The organism is Polaromonas sp. AET17H-212, assembly GCF_002379085.1.
Taxonomy (GTDB): Bacteria; Pseudomonadota; Gammaproteobacteria; order Burkholderiales; family Burkholderiaceae_C; genus Polaromonas.
The window spans coordinates 197,476-216,644 of record NZ_NBZW01000003.1 but is presented as its reverse complement, the minus strand read 5'-3'; the positions used below and the strand labels follow the sequence as shown (position 1 = coordinate 216,644).

The following is a 19,169-nucleotide window of genomic DNA, read 5'->3' as shown; positions in this document are numbered from 1 at the left end:
GCCGGCGGTGATCAGGCGCTCAGGTCGCTGGTTGCCGCACCCGGCCCGTCGGTTTTGCACGATGCGATGCCGCTGTCGCGCGCGGCGGCACTGGCGTACATCTGGCTCTGGCCGATCACCTGGTTGTTGCCGGCGCGCAGCGTGAAATAGGGCGATCCGTCCTTGCCGTCCAGGCGCACATACTTTGCTTCATCCGCGGCATTTTTCTTGACGGATTCAATGCCGGCCAGGGCGCTGGCCTTGGTGTCGTACATCTCGCTGACCAGAATGGTCTGCCCATTGCCCGCCAGCAAGGAAAAGAAATACTTGTCGTTTTTGGATTTCTTGAGTTCGAATTTGCCAGCCATCAGAATTCTCCTTGAGAAAAAGGGATTACAAGCGCTTGCCCTTCTTTGTAGCCGACCCCAGGCTGGAGCGCAAGAACTTATTCCTGCGTCTCCCGGGCCGCTACCCGCCGCTGTTGCGCCGGCCATGGTCTGCCCGGCGCGGCTTGGCTTGGCTTGGCTTGGCTTGGCTTGGCTTGGCTTGGCTTGGCGGTCCGGTCTAACGGTCCGCCAGGTATTTGAAAATGGCCGCGTCATCGAGCGCGGCCAGCCCCGCGCTATGTGCCTGGGCAAACACTTCGCTGGCGCGCGCGCCCAGCGGCCCCTCGAAACCGGCGGCCCGGGCCGCTTCCACCGCCAGGCGGGTGTCTTTTTCGAGCAGCGTCACATGCGCGCGTGGCGCATAGTCGCCGGCAATGGCGCGGCGCATGCGGTCGGAGCCTATCCAGCTCTGGCCGCTGGACTGCTCGATGACGTCCAGGGTCCGCCCCGGGTCCAGGCCCAGGCGCCCGGCCAGGGCCAGCACCTCGGCCGCCCCGACCAGGTTGATGCCGGCCAGCAGGTTGTTGACCAGCTTGGTGCGGGCCCCGTCGCCAGCCTGGTCGCTGATGCGAAAGACCTTGGCCGACAGCGCCTGCAGCAAGTCCGCCTGATGTTCATACACGGCCGGTGCGCAGGCGACCATCAGGCTCATGGAGCCATCCCGCGCACGCGCCGGGCCGCCCGACATGGGCGCGTCCACCGTGTGCACCCCCAGCGCCGCCAGCCGGTCCGCAAAAGCCTCGACATCCTGCGGTGAGATCGTCGGGCACAACACCACGGTGTGCCCCGGCTGCAGCATGCGGGCCAGGCCGTCCGCGCCGAACAACACGGCGTCGGTCTGTGTGGCATCCACCACGCAGACAATAAATGCTACCGAATTGATAGCTGCCTGCGCAGGTGCAGAAATGGCTGAAGCCCCTTTTTCTTCCAGATCGGCGACTTTCACAGGGTCGATGTCGCAGACCTGCACGGCCCAGCCCCGGGAAAGGAGGTTGGCCGCCATGGCGCCGCCCATGTTGCCGATGCCGATGATAGTGACCGGGTTGACGGAAGACATCAACTCGACGCCTCATCGGCTTGATCGAGAAACCCATTCCCGGGCTTCGGCGTCCCCGCAGTCCTTCGCCTTGTCGATCCCCGCTGAGCGGGGCCCCTCGCCACCGGGCTCATGACTGCACCAGCCGTTTGGCCTTGGAAATCGACATCAGGATGCCCACCGCCAACCCGAGGGTCACCATGGCCGTGCCGCCGTAACTGATGAAGGGCAGCGGCACGCCCACCACCGGCAGGATGCCGCTGACCATGCCCATGTTGACGAAGGCGTAGGTGAAAAAGATCATGGTGACCGCACCGGCGAGCAGGCGGGCGAACAGTGTGGGTGCCTCCAGCGCAATCACCAGGCCGCGAAAGATCAGGAAAATGAAACCGGCGATCAGCAGCAGGTTGCCGACCAGCCCGAACTCCTCGGAGTAGGCGGCAAAAATGAAGTCGGTGGTGCGTTCGGGGATGAACTCCAGGTGGGTTTGCGTGCCCTGCATGAAGCCCTTGCCAAACACCCCGCCCGAGCCGATGGCGATCATGCCCTGGATGATGTGAAAGCCCTTGCCCAGCGGGTCCCGCGTCGGGTCGAGCAGCGTGCAGATGCGCTGCTGCTGGTAGTCGTGCAGCACCGGCCAGCGCACGCCGTCGGCGCACAGCTGCGGCTCGAACCAGACCACCAGGAAAACCCCAGCCAGCCCCAGCAGCACCGGCGGTGCAATCAGCTTCCAGCTCAACCCGGCAAAAAAGATCACCGCCAGGCCGGCCGCCAGCACCAGCAGCGAGGTGCCCAGGTCCGGCTGCTTCATGATCAGGCCGACCGGCACCACCAGCAGCAAACCGGCGACCAGGTAGTCGAGCGGGCGCAACTGGCCCTCGCGTTTCTGGAACCACCAGGCCAGCATCAGCGGCATCGCAATTTTCAGGATTTCGCTGGGCTGGATCACGATGCCCAGGTTGATCCAGCGTTTCGCGCCTTTTTTCGTGATGCCAAAAATCGCCACGGCCACCAGCAGGGCCACGCCCAGCACATACAGGGGCACGGCAAACGCCATCAGGCGCTGTGGCGGGATCTGCGCCACGACAAACATGATGCCCCCGGCAATCAGCATGTTGCGGCCGTGGTCCACGAAACGGGTGCCGTGGTCAAAGCCGGACGAATACATGATCATCAGGCCGGCGCTGGCCAGCAGGAAAACGGCAAACGCCAGCGGGCCGTCAAAGCCCTGGAACATCGGGGCGGCGCGCTGGAAAAGAGAAGGTTTGTCGAAAACGGCGGACATGAGGAAGGATTATCTGCCAGCTGGTGCCGGCGGGGTTCTCGAATTCAAGTTAACCCGGCATCACGCTGCGGCTGAGGTTCGCACTGGGCAGTAGGGGTGACTCCCCACTCCCTCCCCCCGCCCCTCCCTCGCCCCGCTGGGCGATGGCGGGGAGCTTCATTTGGCAACGTGTGCTGCACTCGCGTGCAAACATGACTGTCTGTTGACTCCGTCCTGACGCGCTGCGCGCGTCAGGACTCCCCGCACCCGAATTTGTTCCCCACCCGTCGGGCTGGGCCGAGGAGCGCAGCCGAAAGTGGATCAGGGCGAGCGATTGTCTGAGCGTAGCGAGTTCGAGCTCGACCCCACTTTCGGCGAGCACCGGAGGCTGCCCGCAGCGAAGCGGAGGGACCCAGACCATCGGGTCGCCTTTTCTTTGGTGACTTTCTTTTTGGCGACGTGTATAGACCGGACACAAAGGCGGCGTCGACAGGCTCAGTCCGAACGGTGTATCGAAACGCTATTAATTCAATAGCTGTCTGCGCTCATACAACAAGGGCTGCAGCCACTTTTCATCCAAATAATCTACGGCAGCCGGCCGCCATAAAAGGACGCAAAGGAATACAGAGGGATTTACCATAGCCCCATGCCCACCACCCACCTCCTCTACCTCCACGGCTTCCGCTCCTCCCCCCAGTCCGCCAAGGCCCGGCAGGTCGCCGCGTGGATGCAAGCCCACCACCCCGGGGTGGTCTGGTGGTGTCCGCAACTGCCGCCCTCACCGCGGGAAGCGATGGAGAGGGTGCGCCAGGGCATCGCCGGCTGGCCGCGTGACAGCATGGCGGTGATGGGTTCGTCGCTGGGCGGTTTTTACGCGACGCATGTGGCCGAAACCTGCGGCTGCAGGGCCGTGCTGCTGAACCCGGCGGTGAATCCGGCGCGCGACCTGGCGAAGTACATCGGCGAGCAGACCGCCTGGCACGACCCGAACGAACGCTTTTTCTTCGAACCGCGGTTTGTGGATGAGCTGCGCGCCCTGGCGCACGGTCCCGTGGCCCGGCCGGAAAACTACTTCGCCCTCATCGCCAAGGGCGACGAGGTGCTGGACTGGCGCGAAATGGCCGGCCGCTATCCCGGCGCGCAGATCCGGCTGCTCGAAGGCGGCGACCACGCCATCAGCGACTTCGCGCGCCACCTGCCGGAACTGATGAACTTCCTGGAACTCGCCTGAGGCCGGCCCGCGGGCGGCTGATTACACTAAGAGAAGTTACCAAAGGATGTCGTTTTGTTTGTATTGTTTGAAGAGGCCGGCAAGTTTCTGGCCGGCCGCATCTTGTCCGAAGCCGATACCTCGCTGCAGGTGGAGCTCGACTCGGGCAAACGGGTCAAGGTCAAGGCGGCCAACGCGCTGCTGAAATTTGAAAAACCCGCGCCGGCCGAGCTGGTCGCCGCCGGCCAGCGCCTGAGCGCGGAAATCGAGCTGGACCTGGCCTGGGAATTCGCGAGCGACGAGGAATTCGGCTTTGCCGACCTGGCGCGCGACTACTTCAGCGCCGACCCGGCCAAACCGGCTTCCATCGAGCAGCAGGCCGCCGCCCTGTTCCGCCTGTTCGAGGCGCCGCATTACTTCCGCCGCGCCGGCAAGGGACGCTTTCGCAAGGCGCCGGGCGAGATTCTCCAGCAGGCGCTGGTGGCCATCGAGAAGAAAAAACAGGTGATTGCGCAAATCAGCGCCTGGGCCGAAGAGCTCGTCCAGGGCCAGTGCCCGGCGCCAGTGCGCGAGCAGCTCTACAAGATCCTCTTCAAGCCGGACAAGAACAGCCCCGAATACAAGGCGGTGGTCGAGGCCTCGCGCTCGGCGCACAAGGCGCCGCTGGACCTGCTGCAGCAATCAGGCGCGATCGCCTCGCCCTACCAGTTCCACTGGAAACGTTTCCTGTTTGAAAACTTCCCGAAAGGCACGGGTTTTCCGGCCGTGCAGGCGCCCGCCATCAGCGACGAGTTGCCGCTTGCGGACGTCCGGGCGTTTTCCATCGACGATTCCAGCACCACCGAAATTGACGATGCGCTGTCGGTGCAGGGCCTGGGCAGCGGCACGGTCACGCTGGGCATCCACATTGCCGCGCCGGGGCTGGCGGTGTTGCCGGGCAGCCCGGTCGACGCCGTCGGGCGCGCACGCCTGTCCACGGTGTACATGCCGGGTTACAAGCTGACCATGCTGCCCGATGAGGTGGTGCAGAGCTACACCCTGCAGGAAGGGCGCAACTGCCCGGCCCTGTCGCTGTATGTGACGTTCGACGAAGCCACGCTGGCGATCCGTGAGTCGGTGACGCGGCTGGAGCAGGTGCCCATCGTGAGCAACCTGCGCCACGACCAGTTGGACGACACCTTCAACGAAGCCTTCTTCGAAGCGGCGCAGGCCGCGCCGCCCGCCGGCGTCACCTGGGGCGTGGAGCTGGCCTTTTTGCACCGGCTGGCCCTGCACCTGAAGGCCCAGCGCGAGGTGGTGCGCGGCAAGCCGGAAAACTTCAACCGGCCCGACTACAACTTCTCGCTCGACATTGCCCCGGGCAAGGAGCCGGAAGGCAACGAGACGGTCAGCATCAGCATCCGCAAACGCGGCGCGCCGCTGGACCTGATCGTCGCCGAGGCCATGATCCTGGCCAACAGCACCTGGGGCGAATGGATGGCCACACATGGCGTGCCCGGCATTTACCGCAGCCAGGCCAGCCTGCTGCCGGGTGTCAAGGTGCGCATGGGCACCAAGGCCCTGCCGCATGCCGGCATCGGCGTCAAGAGTTACGCCTGGGCCACCTCGCCGCTGCGCCGCTACACCGATCTGGTCAACCAGTGGCAGATCATCGCCTGCGTCAAACACGGCCGCACGGCCGCGCTGGCCGCACCGTTCAAGCCGAAAGACGCGGAGCTGTTTTCCATCATCTCGGGCTTTGATGGCGCCTACAGCGCCTACAACGCTTTCCAGGCCGGCATCGAGCGTTACTGGACACTCAAATACCTGCAGCAGAACCAGATCACCGAGCTCACGGCGACGGCCTTCAAGGACAACCTGGTGCGCGCCGACGACCTGCCGCTGGTGTTGCCCGCCGCCGGGGCCCAGGGGCTGCCGCGCGGCGCGAAGGTGCGCATCCGCCTGGGCGACATCGACGAGATCACGCTCGACATCCACAGCACGGTGCTCGAGCGCCTGGACGCCGTGGTGGACGAAGCCGCTGCCGAGCAGGTGGCCGAGGAAGACAACGAATCGGAAATCGCCGCTGGTCCGATCTCGATCGCCGTTGATCTGAACGAGCCGGCCGACGATGCCGCCGCCGCCACCGCGGCAGCTTAGCCCCGATAATCCCCTCCTGTGAAGTCCCCCAGCACCCTGCAAATCGCCCTGGGCGTATCGCTCGCCCTCCATGCGGTCCTGCTGACCGTGCGTTTTGTCGATCCGGAACGTTTCAACCGGATTTTCCAGGACACCCCGCTGGAGGTGATCCTCGTCAATGCGAAGTCCAGCGAACGTCCGGACCAGGCCAAGGCCATCGCCCAGGCCTCACTGGCCGGTGGCGGCGAGGCGGAAAAAGGCCGGGCCACCAGTCCGCTGCCGCCTTCGGCGCTGACCGAACTGGGCGACGCCAGCGAAGATGCGCAGCGCAAGGTCGAGACCATGCAGGAGCAGCAGACCATGCTGCTGGCACAGATCAAAAAGCAGCTCGCGGCCATGCCGCCACCGGACCCGAAAGTGCCGTCCGCCGATCCGGCCCAGGCCGAGCGCGAGGAAAAGCGCAAGCAGCTGATCAAGATCCTGGCGGAAATCGAACGGCGCATCAACGAAGAAAACGCGCGGCCCAAAAAGCGCTACATCAGCCCCGCCACCCGCGAGGAGGTGTATGCCGTGTACTACGACACGCTGCGCCGCAAGATCGAGGAAAAAGGCACGGTGAACTTTCCCGAGCAGGCCGGCAAAAAACTGTACGGCGAACTCACCATGGTGCTCACGGTGAACTTCGACGGCCGCATTCTGTCCACCGAGGTGGCCGAAACCTCGGGTAACCTGACGCTGGACCGGCGAGCCCAGGGCATTGCACGCAACACCGGCCCGTTTGACCGTTTCAGCGAGGCCATGCGCCGCAAGGCCGACCAGATCGTGGTGGTTTCGCGTTTCAGGTTCGCGAGCAACGAGACGCTGGAAACCAGGCTCCTTGAGCGATGAGCGGCCCCATGGATCACTATTGCGTCCTCGGCAACCCGGTGGAACACAGCAAGTCGCCCGCCATCCACGCGCGTTTTGCCGAGCTGACCGGCCAGGCCATGGACTACCGCAAGCTGCTGGCGCCGCTGGACCACTTCGCCCAGGCGCTGCAGCAATGGATAGACAGCGGCGGACGCGGCTGCAACGTCACCGTGCCCTTCAAGTTCGAGGCTTTCCGGTTGGCCACCAGCGCCACCGAACGCGCCCAGCTGGCGCAGGCGGCCAACACGCTGAAATTCGACGCCGGCCGCATCGAGGCCGACAACACCGACGGCATCGGCCTGGTCAATGACATCCAGAACAATGCGGGCGTCCGGCTGGCCGGGCGTGACCTGCTGCTGCTCGGCGCCGGTGGGGCGGCGGCCGGCGTGCTGGGGCCGCTGCTGGCGGCCGGGCCGCGCCGCCTGGTGGTCGCCAACCGCACGCACGCGCGTGCGGTCGAGCTGGTGGCGCGCCACACCAGCCATCCTTCGCTGCAGCAGTTGCTACAAAAAACAGAGCTGGTGGCGCAGGAGATGCAAGGGCTGGAGGCCGGTTTTGATGTGATTATCAACGCCACGGCGAGCAGCCTCAGCGGCGCAGCCATCACGCTGGACCCACGCCTGCTCAAACCCGGCGCGCTGGCCTACGACATGATGTATGGCGCGGCTGCCCAGGGGTTCACCGACTGGGCACGCGCCCACGGCGCGGTGCCGCGCGACGGTCTCGGCATGCTGGTGGAGCAGGCCGCCGAATCCTTCCTGTTCTGGCGCGGCGTGCGCCCGCCTTCTGCCCAGGTGCTCCGGGAAATGCAGCAACCGCCCAAGGCCCCGGCATGAAAGCCGTGCTGCGCTGGATCCTGCTGGTGCTGCTGGCCGCCGTGGCGCTGCAGCTCTATTTTGCCGGCCGCATCGCGCTGATGGTCGTGGTGGATCCGCAGTCCACGGCCTTCCAGCGCTCGGAAGCGTACCGCCTGGTCACGGAAAAGGGCGAGCTCAAATGGCGCCAGCAGTGGGTGCCTTATGCCGAGCTGCCGGCCAACCTCAAGCGTGCGGTCATCGCGTCCGAAGACGCTACCTTCATCGAGCACGAAGGGGTGGACCTGGAAGCCCTCGAAAAGGCTTGGGAGAAAAACACCCAGGCCGAGCAGCGCGCCGACAAGGCTGCCAGCAGGCTGTCCAGCCGCGCCGCGCCGGCGGGCATGGCCAAGGCCGCCAAACCACCCAAGATTGTGGGCGGCTCCACCATCACCCAGCAGTTGGCCAAAAACCTGTTTCTCTCGGGCGAACGCACCCTGATGCGCAAGGGCCAGGAGCTGGTGCTGACCCTGCTGCTCGAAGCCCTGCTGAGCAAGCAGCGCATCCTGGAAATCTACCTCAACAATGTCGAATGGGGCGAAGGCGTGTTCGGCGCCGAAGCCGCGGCCCAGCACTATTTCCGCAAGCCCGCCTCGAAACTCAGCGCCTACGAGGCCGCGCGCCTGGCCGTCATGCTGCCGCGTCCCAAGTACTTCGAGACCCGCCCGGGCTCGGGCTACCTCGCGTCGCGCGCCTCCACCATCGCCGCGCGCATGGGCGGCGTGGAAGTTCCATGAGCAGGCAAATTGCCCGTCCTTCGAAGATCATGAGCCATTGGAATGACAATAGCGGTCCCAGACCAGCCGGGGCTGCGGAACCGGCTTCGCCGGGCCGCATGCGCAGCGGCCCCCTCGGGGGGCAGCGTAGTACGCGAAGCGACAAGCGTGGGGGCTTATAGATGCTTGCCAAAATCATGAGCCTGTTTCTGCTGGGCCTGATCCGTGCGCTGACCGGCGCGCAGGCACGCTGGCAGGGCTGCCCGCCCAAGGCCGAACAGCGCATTTATTTCGCCAACCACCAGAGCCACGCCGACCTGGTGCTGATCTGGGCCGCCCTGCCCAGCGAGCTGCGCAGCATCACGCGGCCCATCGCCGCCAAGGACTACTGGACCAAAACGCCGTTCAAGCAGTGGCTCACCACGGCCGTGTTCAACGCGATCTACGTGGACCGCGCCAAGACCGGCGACCAGGACCCGCTGGAGCCGCTGATCGATGCGCTCGAAAGCGGCGACTCCATCATCCTGTTTCCCGAGGGCACACGCGGCAACCAGGAGGAGCCGCAGGCCTTCAAGTCGGGCCTGTACAACCTGGCGCAGAAATTTCCGCAGGTGGTGCTGGTGCCGGCCTGGATCAACAACGTGCAGCGCGTCATGCCCAAGGGCGAAGTCGTGCCGGTGCCCATTCTGTGTTCGGTCACCTTCGGTGCGCCCCTGGCGCTGCAGGAAGGCGAGGACCGCGCCGCCTTCCTGGCGCGTGCGCGTGACGCCGTGCTGGCGCTGAGGGAGAGCTGATGAGCAGCTTTCTGCGCAACCTGAGCCCGTCCAACCAAGTCGGCCTGCTGTTTGTCGTGGTGTTCGGCCTGCTGATCGTGGCCGGCATCGCGGCGCTCATCATGTCGCTGCGCGACAGCGGCGAGGACGAGATCCGCACCCAGGACATCAAGGAGTTCAGCAGCCTGCTCAACACCTCGTGGATCATGTGCACCGTGTTCTGGATCGGCTGGGCCCTGGGCGAGACAGTGGCCACCCTGCTGTTTGCCCTGGTGGCTTTTTTCGCCCTGCGCGAATTCATCACGCTGTCGCCGACCCGGCGCGGCGACCACCGCAGCCTGGTGCTGGCTTTTTTTGTGGTGCTGCCGGTCCAGTTCTGGCTGGTCATGACCGAGCGCTTTGACCTGGTGACCGTGTTCATCCCGGTGTATGTGTTCCTGGCGATCCCGGTGGTCAGCGCCCTGGCCAACGACCCGCAGCGCTTTCTGGAGCGCAATGCCAAGCTGCAGTGGGGCATCATGGTCTGTGTTTATGGCATCAGCCATGTGCCAGCCCTGCTGCTGCTGGACTTTCCGGGTTACAGCGGCAAAAACGCCTTCCTGGTGTTTTTTCTGGTGTTTGTCGTGCAGACCGGCATGCTGGTGCAGCACCTGGCCGCGCGCAAGTGGCCGCGCCCGCCCACGGCGCCCCAGGTCAGCCAGAGTTTTCACTGGAGCAGCTGGCTGATCGGGCTGGCGGTCGGGGGTTTTGTCGGCGGGCTGATGTCGGGCCTGACACCGTTCAAGCCGGCCCAGGCGGTGGCCATGGCGCTGATCGCCTGCGTCGCCGGCTCACTCGGCCACCTGGTGATGAAGGCCCTCAAGCGCGACCGCGGCATCACCAACTGGGGCAGCGAAGGCCGGTCGGTCACCGGCGCCACCGGCCTGCTGGACCGGGTCGACGCCCTGTGTTTTGCCGCGCCGGTGTTTTTCCATTCGGTTCGATGGTATTTTGGCCTCTAGCCCATAATCCACGGTCGCGAGCAGCTATAAAAAACAGAGCAATGAGAATCCTCGGCATCGACCCCGGCCTGCAGATCACCGGCTTCGGCGTGATCGACGTGGAAGGCCACGCGCTCAGTTATGTCGCCAGCGGCACCATCAAGACCACCCACCTGGACCGCGGCAACCTGCCGGCGCGGCTCAAGGTGCTGTTCGACGGCATCTGCGAAATCACCGCCCGCTACACGCCCGACAGCTCGGCCTGCGAGATCGTGTTTGTCAACGTCAACCCGCAGGCCACGCTGATGCTGGGCCAGGCGCGCGGCGCCTGCCTCACGGCCCTGGTCAGCTGCAACATCGAGGTCGCCGAGTACACCCCGCTGCAGATGAAAAAGGCGGTGGCCGGTTACGGCAAGGCCGGCAAGCCCGAGGTGCAGGAGATGGTGATGCGCCTCTTGAAACTGCCATCACTGCCGGGCAAGGACGCCGCCGACGCGCTGGGCCTGGCCATCACCCATGCCCATGTGGGAGGTTCCGCCGCTATCCTGGCGCGCGCCGCCACGCTGCAGCGCAAATCCACCGCGTCGTTCAAGGACGGCAGGCACTACTGAGAGAGGCAGCGAAGAGGCGCACGATTCGCCCAAGCCGTGCCCCGCTGTCTCTATCTGTCATCCCGGATGTGAATCAACATCCGGGGCGCCCTGTCAGATCACGTGGTCCGCAATCAGCACGGCAAAAAAGACGAAAGCGGCCACCACGGTCCATTTGAGGATGGCGAGCCCCGCACGCTTGTAACGGACCTGGGAGGTGATCGCATACAGCGCAAAGGATGCACCGGCCGCGAACAGCAGAAGGAAAATAGCGACGCGAAAAACTGGCATGCATCCTCCTGCGTGCGGCCCTGCAGCTACCAGGCCCGCGCCAGGGTCGCAAAACCCTCAGGCGCTTTTTTTTCGTCGTCGAAGGTGACGACTTCCCAGGCATCTTCGTGCGACAGCAGCTCGCGCAGCAGCTTGTTGTTCAGCGCATGGCCGGAACGGAAGGCCGTGTAGGCGGCCAGCAGCGGTTTACCGAGCAGGTACAGGTCGCCCATTGCGTCGAGTATCTTGTGTTTGACGAACTCATCGTTGTAACGCAGGCCGTCGGTGTTGAGCACCTTGTAGTCGTCCATCACGATGGCATTGTCCAGGCCACCGCCGAGGGCCAGCCCGTTGGCGCGCATCATCTCGACGTCCTTGGTAAAACCGAAGGTGCGGGCGCGCGCGATGTCGCGGCTGTAGGAGCCGCTGCCCATGTCGAACTCCACCCGCTGGCCGGTGGAATCCACCGCCGGATGGTCGAAGTCGATTTCAAACCCGAGCTTGTAGCCGTTGTAGGGCGACAGGCGTGCCCATTTCTCGCTGGCGCCCTGCCCTTCGCGCACCTCCACCGGCTTGAGCACGCGGATAAAACGCTTGGGCGCCGCCTGCAGTTCAATGCCGGCCGACTGCAGCAAAAACACAAACGAGGAGGCCGAGCCGTCGAGAATCGGCACCTCTTCGGCCGTGATGTCCACATACAGGTTGTCGATGCCCAGGCCGGCACAGGCCGACATCAGGTGTTCAACCGTGTGCACTTTGGCGCTGCCGCTGGAAATGGTGGAGGCCAGGCGCGTGTCGGTCACCGCCTGCGCGGAAATGGGAATGTCCACCGGCTGCGGCAGGTCCACGCGCCGAAACACAATGCCCGTGTCCGGCGCCGCCGGCCGCAAAGTCAGCTCGACCCGCTGACCGCTGTGCAGGCCCACACCGACCGCCTTGGTCAGGGATTTGAGGGTTCTTTGGGCCAGCATGGCATTATTTTAGTTTGAGGCCACTCAAGACGCACCGGGTCATGCGCAATGACGCATATAGCCTGTGTGATTAGCGGCTCCAGCTATCGAATCCCCGATTGATCGAATGGAAAGCGTCGCGAGCAGCCCGAGCTTGCGTTGAGGAGCGGAGCCGTACCCAGGTACGGTGAGCACCGCAGACGCAAGATCGGGTTGCGCAGTAGCTTTACATCGATCAATCCGCCTGCTTGCGCAAGAAGGCTGGAATCTCGAAGTCGTCCATGCCGCCCGACGCCAGCGCATCGACCTTGGCCGCGGCCTGCGTGCGGTTGGTGCGCCAGACGCTGGGGACCGTCATGTTGCCGTAGTCGGTCTGTGCCGAACCCATGCTGCTGCCGCCCGGATGGGAGCCGCTGACGGTGCCGCCGCCGATCGCCATGTTGAGCACCGGCATGTTGTCGGTGCCGGTACGCAGCACCTGCAGCGGAGGCGCCTGGCGGCGTACGCCCTGGCGGCTCAGGCCGGTGGCGACCACGGTGACGCGGATGTCTTCGCCCAGGTCGTCGTCGTAGGCCGTGCCGTAGATCACATGCGCATCGGGCGAGGCGTAGGCGCGGATGGTGTTCATCGCGAGCTTGGACTCGTTGAGCTTGAGCGACCCCTTGGCCGCGCTGATCAGCACCAGCACGCCCTTGGCACCTGACAGGTCAATGCCTTCGAGCAGCGGGCAGGCGACGGCCTGCTCGGCCGCGATGCGTGCGCGGTCCGGGCCGTTGGCGCGAGCCGTGCCCATCATGGCCTTGCCGGGTTCGCCCATCACCGTGCGAACGTCTTCGAAGTCGACATTGACGTGGCCGGGGACGTTGATGATCTCGGCGATGCCGCCGACGGCGTTTTTCAGCACATCGTTGGCGTGCGCAAAGGCTTCATCCTGCGTCACGTCGTCGCCCAGCACCTCGAGCAGCTTCTCGTTGAGCACCACGATCAGCGAATCGACATTGGCCTCGAGTTCGGCCAGGCCGAGGTCGGCATTGGTCATGCGGCGCCCGCCCTCGAACTCGAACGGCTTGGTCACCACACCGACGGTGAGGATGCCCATTTCTTTTGCGATGCGTGCAATCACCGGCGCCGCGCCCGTGCCGGTGCCGCCGCCCATGCCGGCGGTGATGAACAGCATGTGCGCGCCGGCGATGGCGGCGCGGATGTCGTCCACCGCCAGCTCGGCCGCGTCGCGGCCCTTCTCGGGCTTGCTGCCTGCGCCCAGGCCGCTGCCGCCGAGCTGGATCTGCTTGTGCGCGCTGCCGCGGCCGAGCGCCTGTGCGTCGGTGTTGGCGCAGATGAACTCCACGCCCTGGACGTTGCGCCCGATCATGTGTTCGACCGCATTGCCGCCGCCGCCACCCACGCCGATCACCTTGATTTGCGTGCCCTGGTTGAACTCTTCGATTTCAATCATTTCGATGCTCATGTGAGCCTCCTATCCATATGTTGCAGTTGCCAAAAATTTTTATTAGTTTCTTTTCCATCGGTCAGCCATCACGCAGGGGGATCGGCGCCCCCCGAGTGGCTGCAGCGCGGACTCCGCCAGATAAAAATCGGAAATTTTTTCATCAGAAGTTCCCCACCAGCCAGTCCTTGACCCGGCCAAAAGCGTTGTGAACACTGCCTGCCTTCTGCGCGACGCGGTGCCCGCGCATGCGCGCCAGCCGCGCTTCCTCGAGCAACCCCATGACGGTGGCCGCGCGCGGCTGGGCCACCATGTCCGACAGTGCGCTGGAATAACGCGGAATGCCGCGCCGCACCGGCTTGAGAAAAATGTCTTCGCCGAGTTCGACCATGCCCGGCATGACCGCGCTGCCGCCGGTGATCACGATGCCGGACGACAGCACTTCCTCGTAACCCGACTCGCGGATGACCTGCTGCACCAGCGAGAAAATTTCCTCGATGCGCGGCTCGATCACACCGGCCAGCGCCTGCTTGCTGAGCATGCGCGGCCCGCGGTCACCCAGGCCCGGTACTTCGACCTGGGTGTCCGGATCGGCCAGCAGCTGCTTGGCAAAACCGCTTTCGACCTTGATGTCTTCGGCGTCCTTGGTCGGGGTGCGCAGCGCCATGGCGATGTCGCTGGTGATCAGGTCGCCGGCGATCGGGATCACGGCCGTGTGCCGGATCGCGCCGCCGGTGAAAATCGCCACGTCGGTGGTGCCCGCGCCGATGTCGACCAGCGCGACGCCGAGCTCCTGCTCGTCGCGGCTGAGCACCGACAGGCTGGAGGCCAGCGGGTTGAGCATCAGCTGGTCCACTTCGAGGCCGCAGCGGCGCACGCACTTGATAATGTTTTCCGCCGCACTTTGCGCGCCGGTCACGATGTGCACCTTGGCTTCCAGCCGGATGCCGCTCATGCCGATCGGTTCGCGCACGTCCTGGCCGTCGATCACGAACTCCTGCGGCTCGACCAGCAGCAGGCGCTGGTCGGTGGAGATGTTGATGGCCTTGGCCGTCTCGATGACGCGGGCCACGTCGGCCTGCGTGACTTCCTTGTCCTTGACCGCCACCATGCCGCTGGAGTTGATGCCGCGGATGTGGCTGCCGGTGATGCCGGTGTAGACCCGCGCGATCTTGCAGTCGGCCATCAGTTCGGCCTCCTTCAGCGCCTGCTGGATGCTCTGCACCGTGGCGTCGATGTTGACCACCACGCCGCGCTTGAGCCCGTTGCTGTAGGCGATGCCCAAGCCGGCCAGCTTGAGCTCGCCACCGGGCAGGACCTCGGCCACCACCGCCATGACCTTGCTGGTCCCGATGTCCAGCCCCACCACGAGATCTTTGTATTCTTTCGCCATATCTTTACCTTTTTGCTTTCCTGTCCTCTTTGCCGCCCAACACCGTGGTGGTGACGCCTCTGAGCTTGAGTGCATACCCGTTGCCGTAACGCAGGTCGGCCGACTCGAGATTGCGGCCGAACCTGCTGGACACCTGCGTCAGCGTGGCGATGAATCGCTCGGCACGGCTGTGGATCTCCTCAAGGGAGCCCAGTCCCAATTCGATGACCACACCGTCCTCGAGCCTGGCCCGCCAGCTGCCGCGGGCCGTCAGCTCCAGCTGTTCCAGCCGCGTGTCCACTTTTTCGAACACCGGGGCCAGCCTGCGGTAACCCGCCAGAACCAGCACGGCCTGGCCCTGCGGCCCGTTGAGCAGCGGCAGATCGTCGGCCTCGACGTCGCCCTGGTTGGCCTCGAACACCTCGCCGTAGCTGTTGACCAGGCGGGCATCGCCCTCCTGCCCCCAGAAGGCAATGGCCTGGTGCTCCTGCAGCACCACCCGCAGCCGGTTGGGGAACTCGCGCTGCACCACCGCCTTGCGCACCCAGGGCACGCTCTCGAATGCCGCCTGGGTACGGACCAGATCGACTGTGAAAAAATTGCCCGTCAGCTTGGGAACGACATTGGCGCGCAGCGTGACCGCGTTGTTGTGGCCCAAGTCGCCGCCGACCCGGATGGCCGTGAGGCGAAACAGGTTCTGCTGCAGCAGCCACGACACCCCGAAGGTCACCAGCATGCCCGCAAACGCCAGCCCCAGCACCAGCGATGTGGTGTTCATGAGCTTGACGTCCAGCGGGACAGGCAGGGTTTGGCTCACGCAGCGCCTCCCGGAGTACGCGGGTTGTCCAGGCTGGCCGTGCGCAGCACGTCCAGGCAGAGGTCCTCATAACTCATGCCCGCGGCACGTGCCGACATCGGCACCAGCGAATGACTGGTCATGCCGGGCGAGGTGTTGATTTCCAGCAGGTAGGGCTGACGGGTTTTGCCGTCGATCATCACGTCGAGGCGGCCCCAGCCGCGGCAACCCAGCAAGCGGTAGGCCTGCAGCACCAGCGCCTGGATCACCGCTTCCTCGCCGGCCGGCAGGCCGCAGGGCACCAGGTATTGCGTGGTGTCGGTGAAGTATTTGTTCTGGTAGTCATAGTTGCCCTCGGGCGCAACGATGCGGATCACCGGCAGGGCCCGCGCATCCTCGCCCGTGCCCAGCACCGGGCAGGTCACTTCATCACCGCTGATGAACTGCTCGCACAACACGTCGGCATCCATCTGCGCCGCCTGTTCGACCGCGTCGACCATGCCGGAATAACCGGCCACCTTGACCACGCCGATGGACGAACCTTCGCGCGCCGGCTTGACGATCAGCGGCAGCCCCAGGTCGTCGGGGACCGCAATCACCTGCTGGCGCTCAAAGGCGCCGCGCCGCAGCAAGGTGTACTTCGGGGTCGACAGGCCCTCGGCCAGCCAGATGCGTTTGGTCATGACCTTGTCGATGGCGATGCTGGAGGCCATCACGCCAGAGCCGGTGTAGGGAATGCCCAAGAGCTCGAGCGCGCCCTGCACGGTGCCGTCTTCGCCAAAGCGGCCATGCAGCGCAATGAAGCAGCGCGCGAAGTTCTCGCGTTTGAGCTCGCCGAGGTCGCGCTCTGCCGGATCGAAGGCGTGGGCATCCACGCCGCGCGAACGCAGCGCCTCCAGCACCCCGCGGCCCGACATCAGCGACACCTCGCGCTCGGCCGAGTGGCCACCCAGCAGCACCGCCACCTTGCCAAATTGGGAGTCTTTCAGGCTCACAGCCCTTTTCCTTCCTGCGCAGAACGCTCTGTTTTTTGTAGCATTTCGACCACCTTGCCGGGCACCGCACCAATCGTGCCGGCCCCCATGCACAGCACCACGTCGCCGTCCCTGGCGTTGTCGGCGATCGCCTGCGGCATGGCCTCGATGTCGTCGACGAACACCGGCTCGACCTTGCCGGCCACCCGCAGCGCGCGTGCCAGCGAACGGCCGTCGGCCGCCACAATCGGCGGCTCGCCGGCGGCGTAGACCTCGGACAGCAGCACACTGTCGGCCTGGGCGATGACTTTCACAAAATCCTCGAAGCAGTCACGCGTGCGGGTGAAGCGGTGCGGCTGGAAGGCCAGCACCAGGCGCCGGCCCGGGTAGGCACCGCGCGCCGCCGCCAGCGTGGCGGCCATCTCGACCGGGTGGTGGCCGTAGTCATCAATCACGGTAAAACTGCCGCCGGCCGGTGCCGGCACATCGCCGTAATGCTGGAAGCGCCGGCCCACGCCCTTGAATTCGGCCAGGGCCTTCTGCACCGAGGCGTCGGGGATGTTGAGCTCCACCGCGACCGCGATGGCCGACAGCGCATTGAGCACGTTGTGCTCGCCGGGCAGGTTCAGCACCACCGGCAGGTCGGGGAGGATCACGCCGTTGCGCCGCTGCACCGTGAAGTGCATCTGCCCGCCGGCCGCCTTCACGTTGATGGCGCGCACCTGCGCGTCTTCATTGAAGCCGTAGCTGGTGATGGGGCAGGACACCTGGGGCACGATTTCGCGCACGGCCGCATCGTCGGTGCACAAAATCGCCGTGCCATAAAACGGCATGCGGTGCAGGAAATCGACGAAGGCCTTCTTCAGGTTGCCGAAGTCGTGGCCGTAGGTCTCCATGTGGTCGGCATCGATGTTGGTCACCACCGCCATCACCGGCAACAGGTTGAGGAAGGAGGCATCCGACTCGTCGGCCTCGACCACGATGTAGTCGCCCGAACCCAGCCGCGCATTGGCGCCGGCACTGTTGAGCCGCCCGCCGATCACAAAGGTGGGATCCAGACCGCCCTCGGCCAGGATGCTGGCGACCAGGCTGGTGGTGGTGGTCTTGCCGTGCGTGCCGGCGATCGCAATGCCCTGCTTCAGGCGCATCAGTTCGGCCAGCATCAGCGCGCGCGGCACCACGGGGATGCGTTTTTCGCGCGCCGCCAGCACCTCGGGGTTGTCGGGTTTGACCGCCGTCGAGGTGACGACCGCATCGACACTGGCCAGGTTTTCCGCGGCGTGCCCGACAAAGGTCCGGATGCCCAGCCCGGCCAGACGGCGCAAGGTGGCGCTGTCGGACAGGTCGGAGCCGGAGATCACGTATCCCAGGTTGTGCAGGACCTCGGCAATGCCGGACATGCCGGCGCCGCCCAGGCCGATGAAGTGAATGTGTTTGATCGCGTGTTTCATGTCGCCAGCTCCTCGCAGGCGGCCACCACGTTGGCGGTGGCATCTGTTTTTTGCATCTTTTTGGCCTGAAGCGCCCGTTGTAAAAGCGCAGGTCGCTCTGTTTTTTGTAGCATGTTTGCCAGAAATTCAGGGGTCAGGTCACGCTGCGGCACCAGCCAGCCGCCGCCGTTGTCCACCAGAAAGGCGGCGTTGGTGGTCTGGTGATCGTCCACCGCGGCCGGGAACGGCACGAACAGCGCCGCGGCACCGACGGCCGCAATTTCAGTCACGGTGCTGGCGCCGGCGCGGCAGACCACCAGGTCGGCCTCGGCGAAAGCCCGGGCCGTGTCGTTGATGAAGGGCGTGAGTTCGGCCTGCACACCGGCGGCGCGGTAGTTCTCGCGCAGCGCCTCGATTTGCCGGGCACCGCTCTGGTGGATGACCTGGGGACGCTGCGCCTCGGGGATCAGGGCCAGCGCCTGCGGCACGATGCGGTTCAGCGCCTGCGCGCCCAGGCTGCCACCGACCACCAGCAATTTCAGGGGCCCGCTGCGGCCGGCAAACCGGACCGCCGGGTCGGGCTGCTGCGTGAAGGCCGGGCGCAGCGGGTTGCCCACCCAGGTCGCGTTTTTCAGCACCCCCGGGAAGGCCGTGAACACCCGGTCGGCCACCCCCGCCAGCACCTTGTTGACCAGCCCGGCGACCGAGTTCTGCTCATGCAGCACCAGCGGTTTGCCCAGCAGCACACTCATCATGCCGGCGGGAAAGGCAATGTAGCCACCCAGCCCCACCACCACATCGGGCTTGACGCGGCGCACCACCGCAATGCTTTGCCAGAAGGCCTTGAGCAGGCGCAGCGGCAACAGGGCCAGCGTGCTCACCCCCTTGCCGCGCACGCCCGAAAATTCAATGCTCTCGAAGGGAAAACCGCGCGGCGGTACGAGCTGGCTCTCCATGCTCGGATGGTCGGCCGTGCCCCGGCCGCCCAGCCAGTGCACGCGCCAGCCGCGCTCACGCAGCGCCTCGGCCACGGCCAGGCCCGGGAAGATGTGGCCGCCGGTGCCGCCGGCCATGATGAGGGCGCACTTAGCGATATCGCTCATGCTTGTTGCCTC

At 65.3% G+C, this 19,169-nt stretch carries 19 protein-coding genes; 8 read left to right on the top strand and 11 right to left on the bottom strand.

The features are described from left to right. Positions 1-11: 11 nt before the first annotated feature. The 3 genes from B7G53_RS05030 to rodA form a co-directional block, all read right to left on the bottom strand. Positions 12-347 carry a YegP family protein gene (locus B7G53_RS05030; protein ID WP_096664441.1) on the bottom strand — a complete coding sequence of 112 codons (336 nt, stop codon included), beginning with the start codon at positions 345-347 and terminating at the stop codon, positions 12-14. A 196-nt stretch (positions 348-543) separates the two neighbouring features. Further along, complete coding sequence (locus tag B7G53_RS05025) at positions 544-1,422, bottom strand: NAD(P)-dependent oxidoreductase (RefSeq protein ID WP_096664438.1); 879 nt, start codon at positions 1,420-1,422, stop codon at positions 544-546. 109 nt (positions 1,423-1,531) lie between these two features. Continuing rightward, the gene (rodA, locus tag B7G53_RS05020) at positions 1,532-2,686 is read right to left on the bottom strand and encodes a rod shape-determining protein RodA (RefSeq protein WP_096664435.1); all 1,155 of its coding nucleotides are present in this window, start codon (positions 2,684-2,686) and stop codon (positions 1,532-1,534) included. Positions 2,687-3,311: 625 nt separating this feature from the next. Between rodA and B7G53_RS05015 the strand changes: the two genes are divergently transcribed. The 8 genes from B7G53_RS05015 (at position 3,312) to ruvC (ending at position 10,836) form a co-directional block, all read left to right on the top strand. Next, positions 3,312-3,896, top strand: coding sequence for a YqiA/YcfP family alpha/beta fold hydrolase (locus B7G53_RS05015; RefSeq protein ID WP_096664432.1), 585 nt, complete (start codon positions 3,312-3,314; stop codon positions 3,894-3,896). 54 nt (positions 3,897-3,950) lie between these two features. Then, entirely contained in the window at positions 3,951-6,014 is a 2,064-nt protein-coding gene (locus tag B7G53_RS05010) for a ribonuclease catalytic domain-containing protein (RefSeq protein ID WP_096664429.1), read from the top strand. 18 nt (positions 6,015-6,032) lie between these two features. Continuing rightward, complete coding sequence (locus B7G53_RS05005; protein WP_096664427.1) at positions 6,033-6,881, top strand: energy transducer TonB; 849 nt, start codon at positions 6,033-6,035, stop codon at positions 6,879-6,881. After that, the gene (aroE, locus tag B7G53_RS05000) at positions 6,878-7,738 is read left to right on the top strand and encodes a shikimate dehydrogenase (RefSeq protein ID WP_096664424.1); all 861 of its coding nucleotides are present in this window, start codon (positions 6,878-6,880) and stop codon (positions 7,736-7,738) included. Before B7G53_RS05005 ends, aroE begins: the two co-directional genes overlap by 4 nt. Continuing rightward, positions 7,735-8,493 (top strand): transglycosylase domain-containing protein, encoded by a 759-nt coding sequence (locus tag B7G53_RS04995; RefSeq protein ID WP_096664421.1) that lies wholly within the window; start codon positions 7,735-7,737, stop codon positions 8,491-8,493. The genes aroE and B7G53_RS04995 overlap by 4 nt, the downstream gene beginning before the upstream one ends. A 161-nt stretch (positions 8,494-8,654) precedes the next feature. Beyond that, positions 8,655-9,266: a lysophospholipid acyltransferase family protein gene (locus B7G53_RS04990; RefSeq protein ID WP_096664418.1), complete on the top strand. Its 612-nt coding sequence runs from the start codon at positions 8,655-8,657 to the stop codon at positions 9,264-9,266. Then, positions 9,266-10,246: a phosphatidate cytidylyltransferase gene (locus tag B7G53_RS04985; protein WP_096664415.1), complete on the top strand. Its 981-nt coding sequence runs from the start codon at positions 9,266-9,268 to the stop codon at positions 10,244-10,246. Before B7G53_RS04990 ends, B7G53_RS04985 begins: the two co-directional genes overlap by 1 nt. Before the next feature lie 41 nt (positions 10,247-10,287). After that, positions 10,288-10,836, top strand: a complete 549-nt coding sequence (gene ruvC / locus B7G53_RS04980) for a crossover junction endodeoxyribonuclease RuvC (RefSeq protein ID WP_096664413.1) — start codon at positions 10,288-10,290, stop codon at positions 10,834-10,836. Between the two features lie 93 nt (positions 10,837-10,929). On the opposite strand, the gene B7G53_RS22795 is transcribed toward ruvC, so the two are convergent. From B7G53_RS22795 to murG, 8 genes are all read right to left on the bottom strand, one after another. Then, a complete protein-coding gene (locus B7G53_RS22795; RefSeq protein WP_176491283.1) occupies positions 10,930-11,106 on the bottom strand; it encodes a hypothetical protein in 177 nt (58 codons plus the stop codon). A gap of 26 nt (positions 11,107-11,132) precedes the next feature. Continuing rightward, positions 11,133-12,056, bottom strand: a complete 924-nt coding sequence (gene lpxC / locus B7G53_RS04975) for a UDP-3-O-acyl-N-acetylglucosamine deacetylase (protein WP_096664410.1) — start codon at positions 12,054-12,056, stop codon at positions 11,133-11,135. Between the two features lie 214 nt (positions 12,057-12,270). Beyond that, on the bottom strand, positions 12,271-13,503 hold the full coding sequence (gene ftsZ, locus B7G53_RS04970) for a cell division protein FtsZ (RefSeq protein WP_096664407.1): 1,233 nt from the start codon (positions 13,501-13,503) through the stop codon (positions 12,271-12,273). Between the two features lie 142 nt (positions 13,504-13,645). Next, positions 13,646-14,875, bottom strand: a complete 1,230-nt coding sequence (gene ftsA, locus B7G53_RS04965; protein WP_096664404.1) for a cell division protein FtsA — start codon at positions 14,873-14,875, stop codon at positions 13,646-13,648. 4 nt (positions 14,876-14,879) lie between these two features. Further along, entirely contained in the window at positions 14,880-15,671 is a 792-nt protein-coding gene (locus tag B7G53_RS04960) for a cell division protein FtsQ/DivIB (RefSeq protein ID WP_096664401.1), read from the bottom strand. Then, positions 15,668-16,645 carry a D-alanine--D-alanine ligase gene (locus B7G53_RS04955; protein ID WP_096664398.1) on the bottom strand — a complete coding sequence of 326 codons (978 nt, stop codon included), beginning with the start codon at positions 16,643-16,645 and terminating at the stop codon, positions 15,668-15,670. Before B7G53_RS04955 ends, B7G53_RS04960 begins: the two co-directional genes overlap by 4 nt. Then, positions 16,642-18,075, bottom strand: coding sequence for a UDP-N-acetylmuramate--L-alanine ligase (gene murC, locus B7G53_RS04950; protein WP_096664395.1), 1,434 nt, complete (start codon positions 18,073-18,075; stop codon positions 16,642-16,644). The genes B7G53_RS04955 and murC overlap by 4 nt, the downstream gene beginning before the upstream one ends. Continuing rightward, positions 18,072-19,157 (bottom strand): undecaprenyldiphospho-muramoylpentapeptide beta-N-acetylglucosaminyltransferase, encoded by a 1,086-nt coding sequence (murG, locus tag B7G53_RS04945; protein WP_096664391.1) that lies wholly within the window; start codon positions 19,155-19,157, stop codon positions 18,072-18,074. Before murG ends, murC begins: the two co-directional genes overlap by 4 nt. Positions 19,158-19,169: the final 12 nt, after the last annotated feature.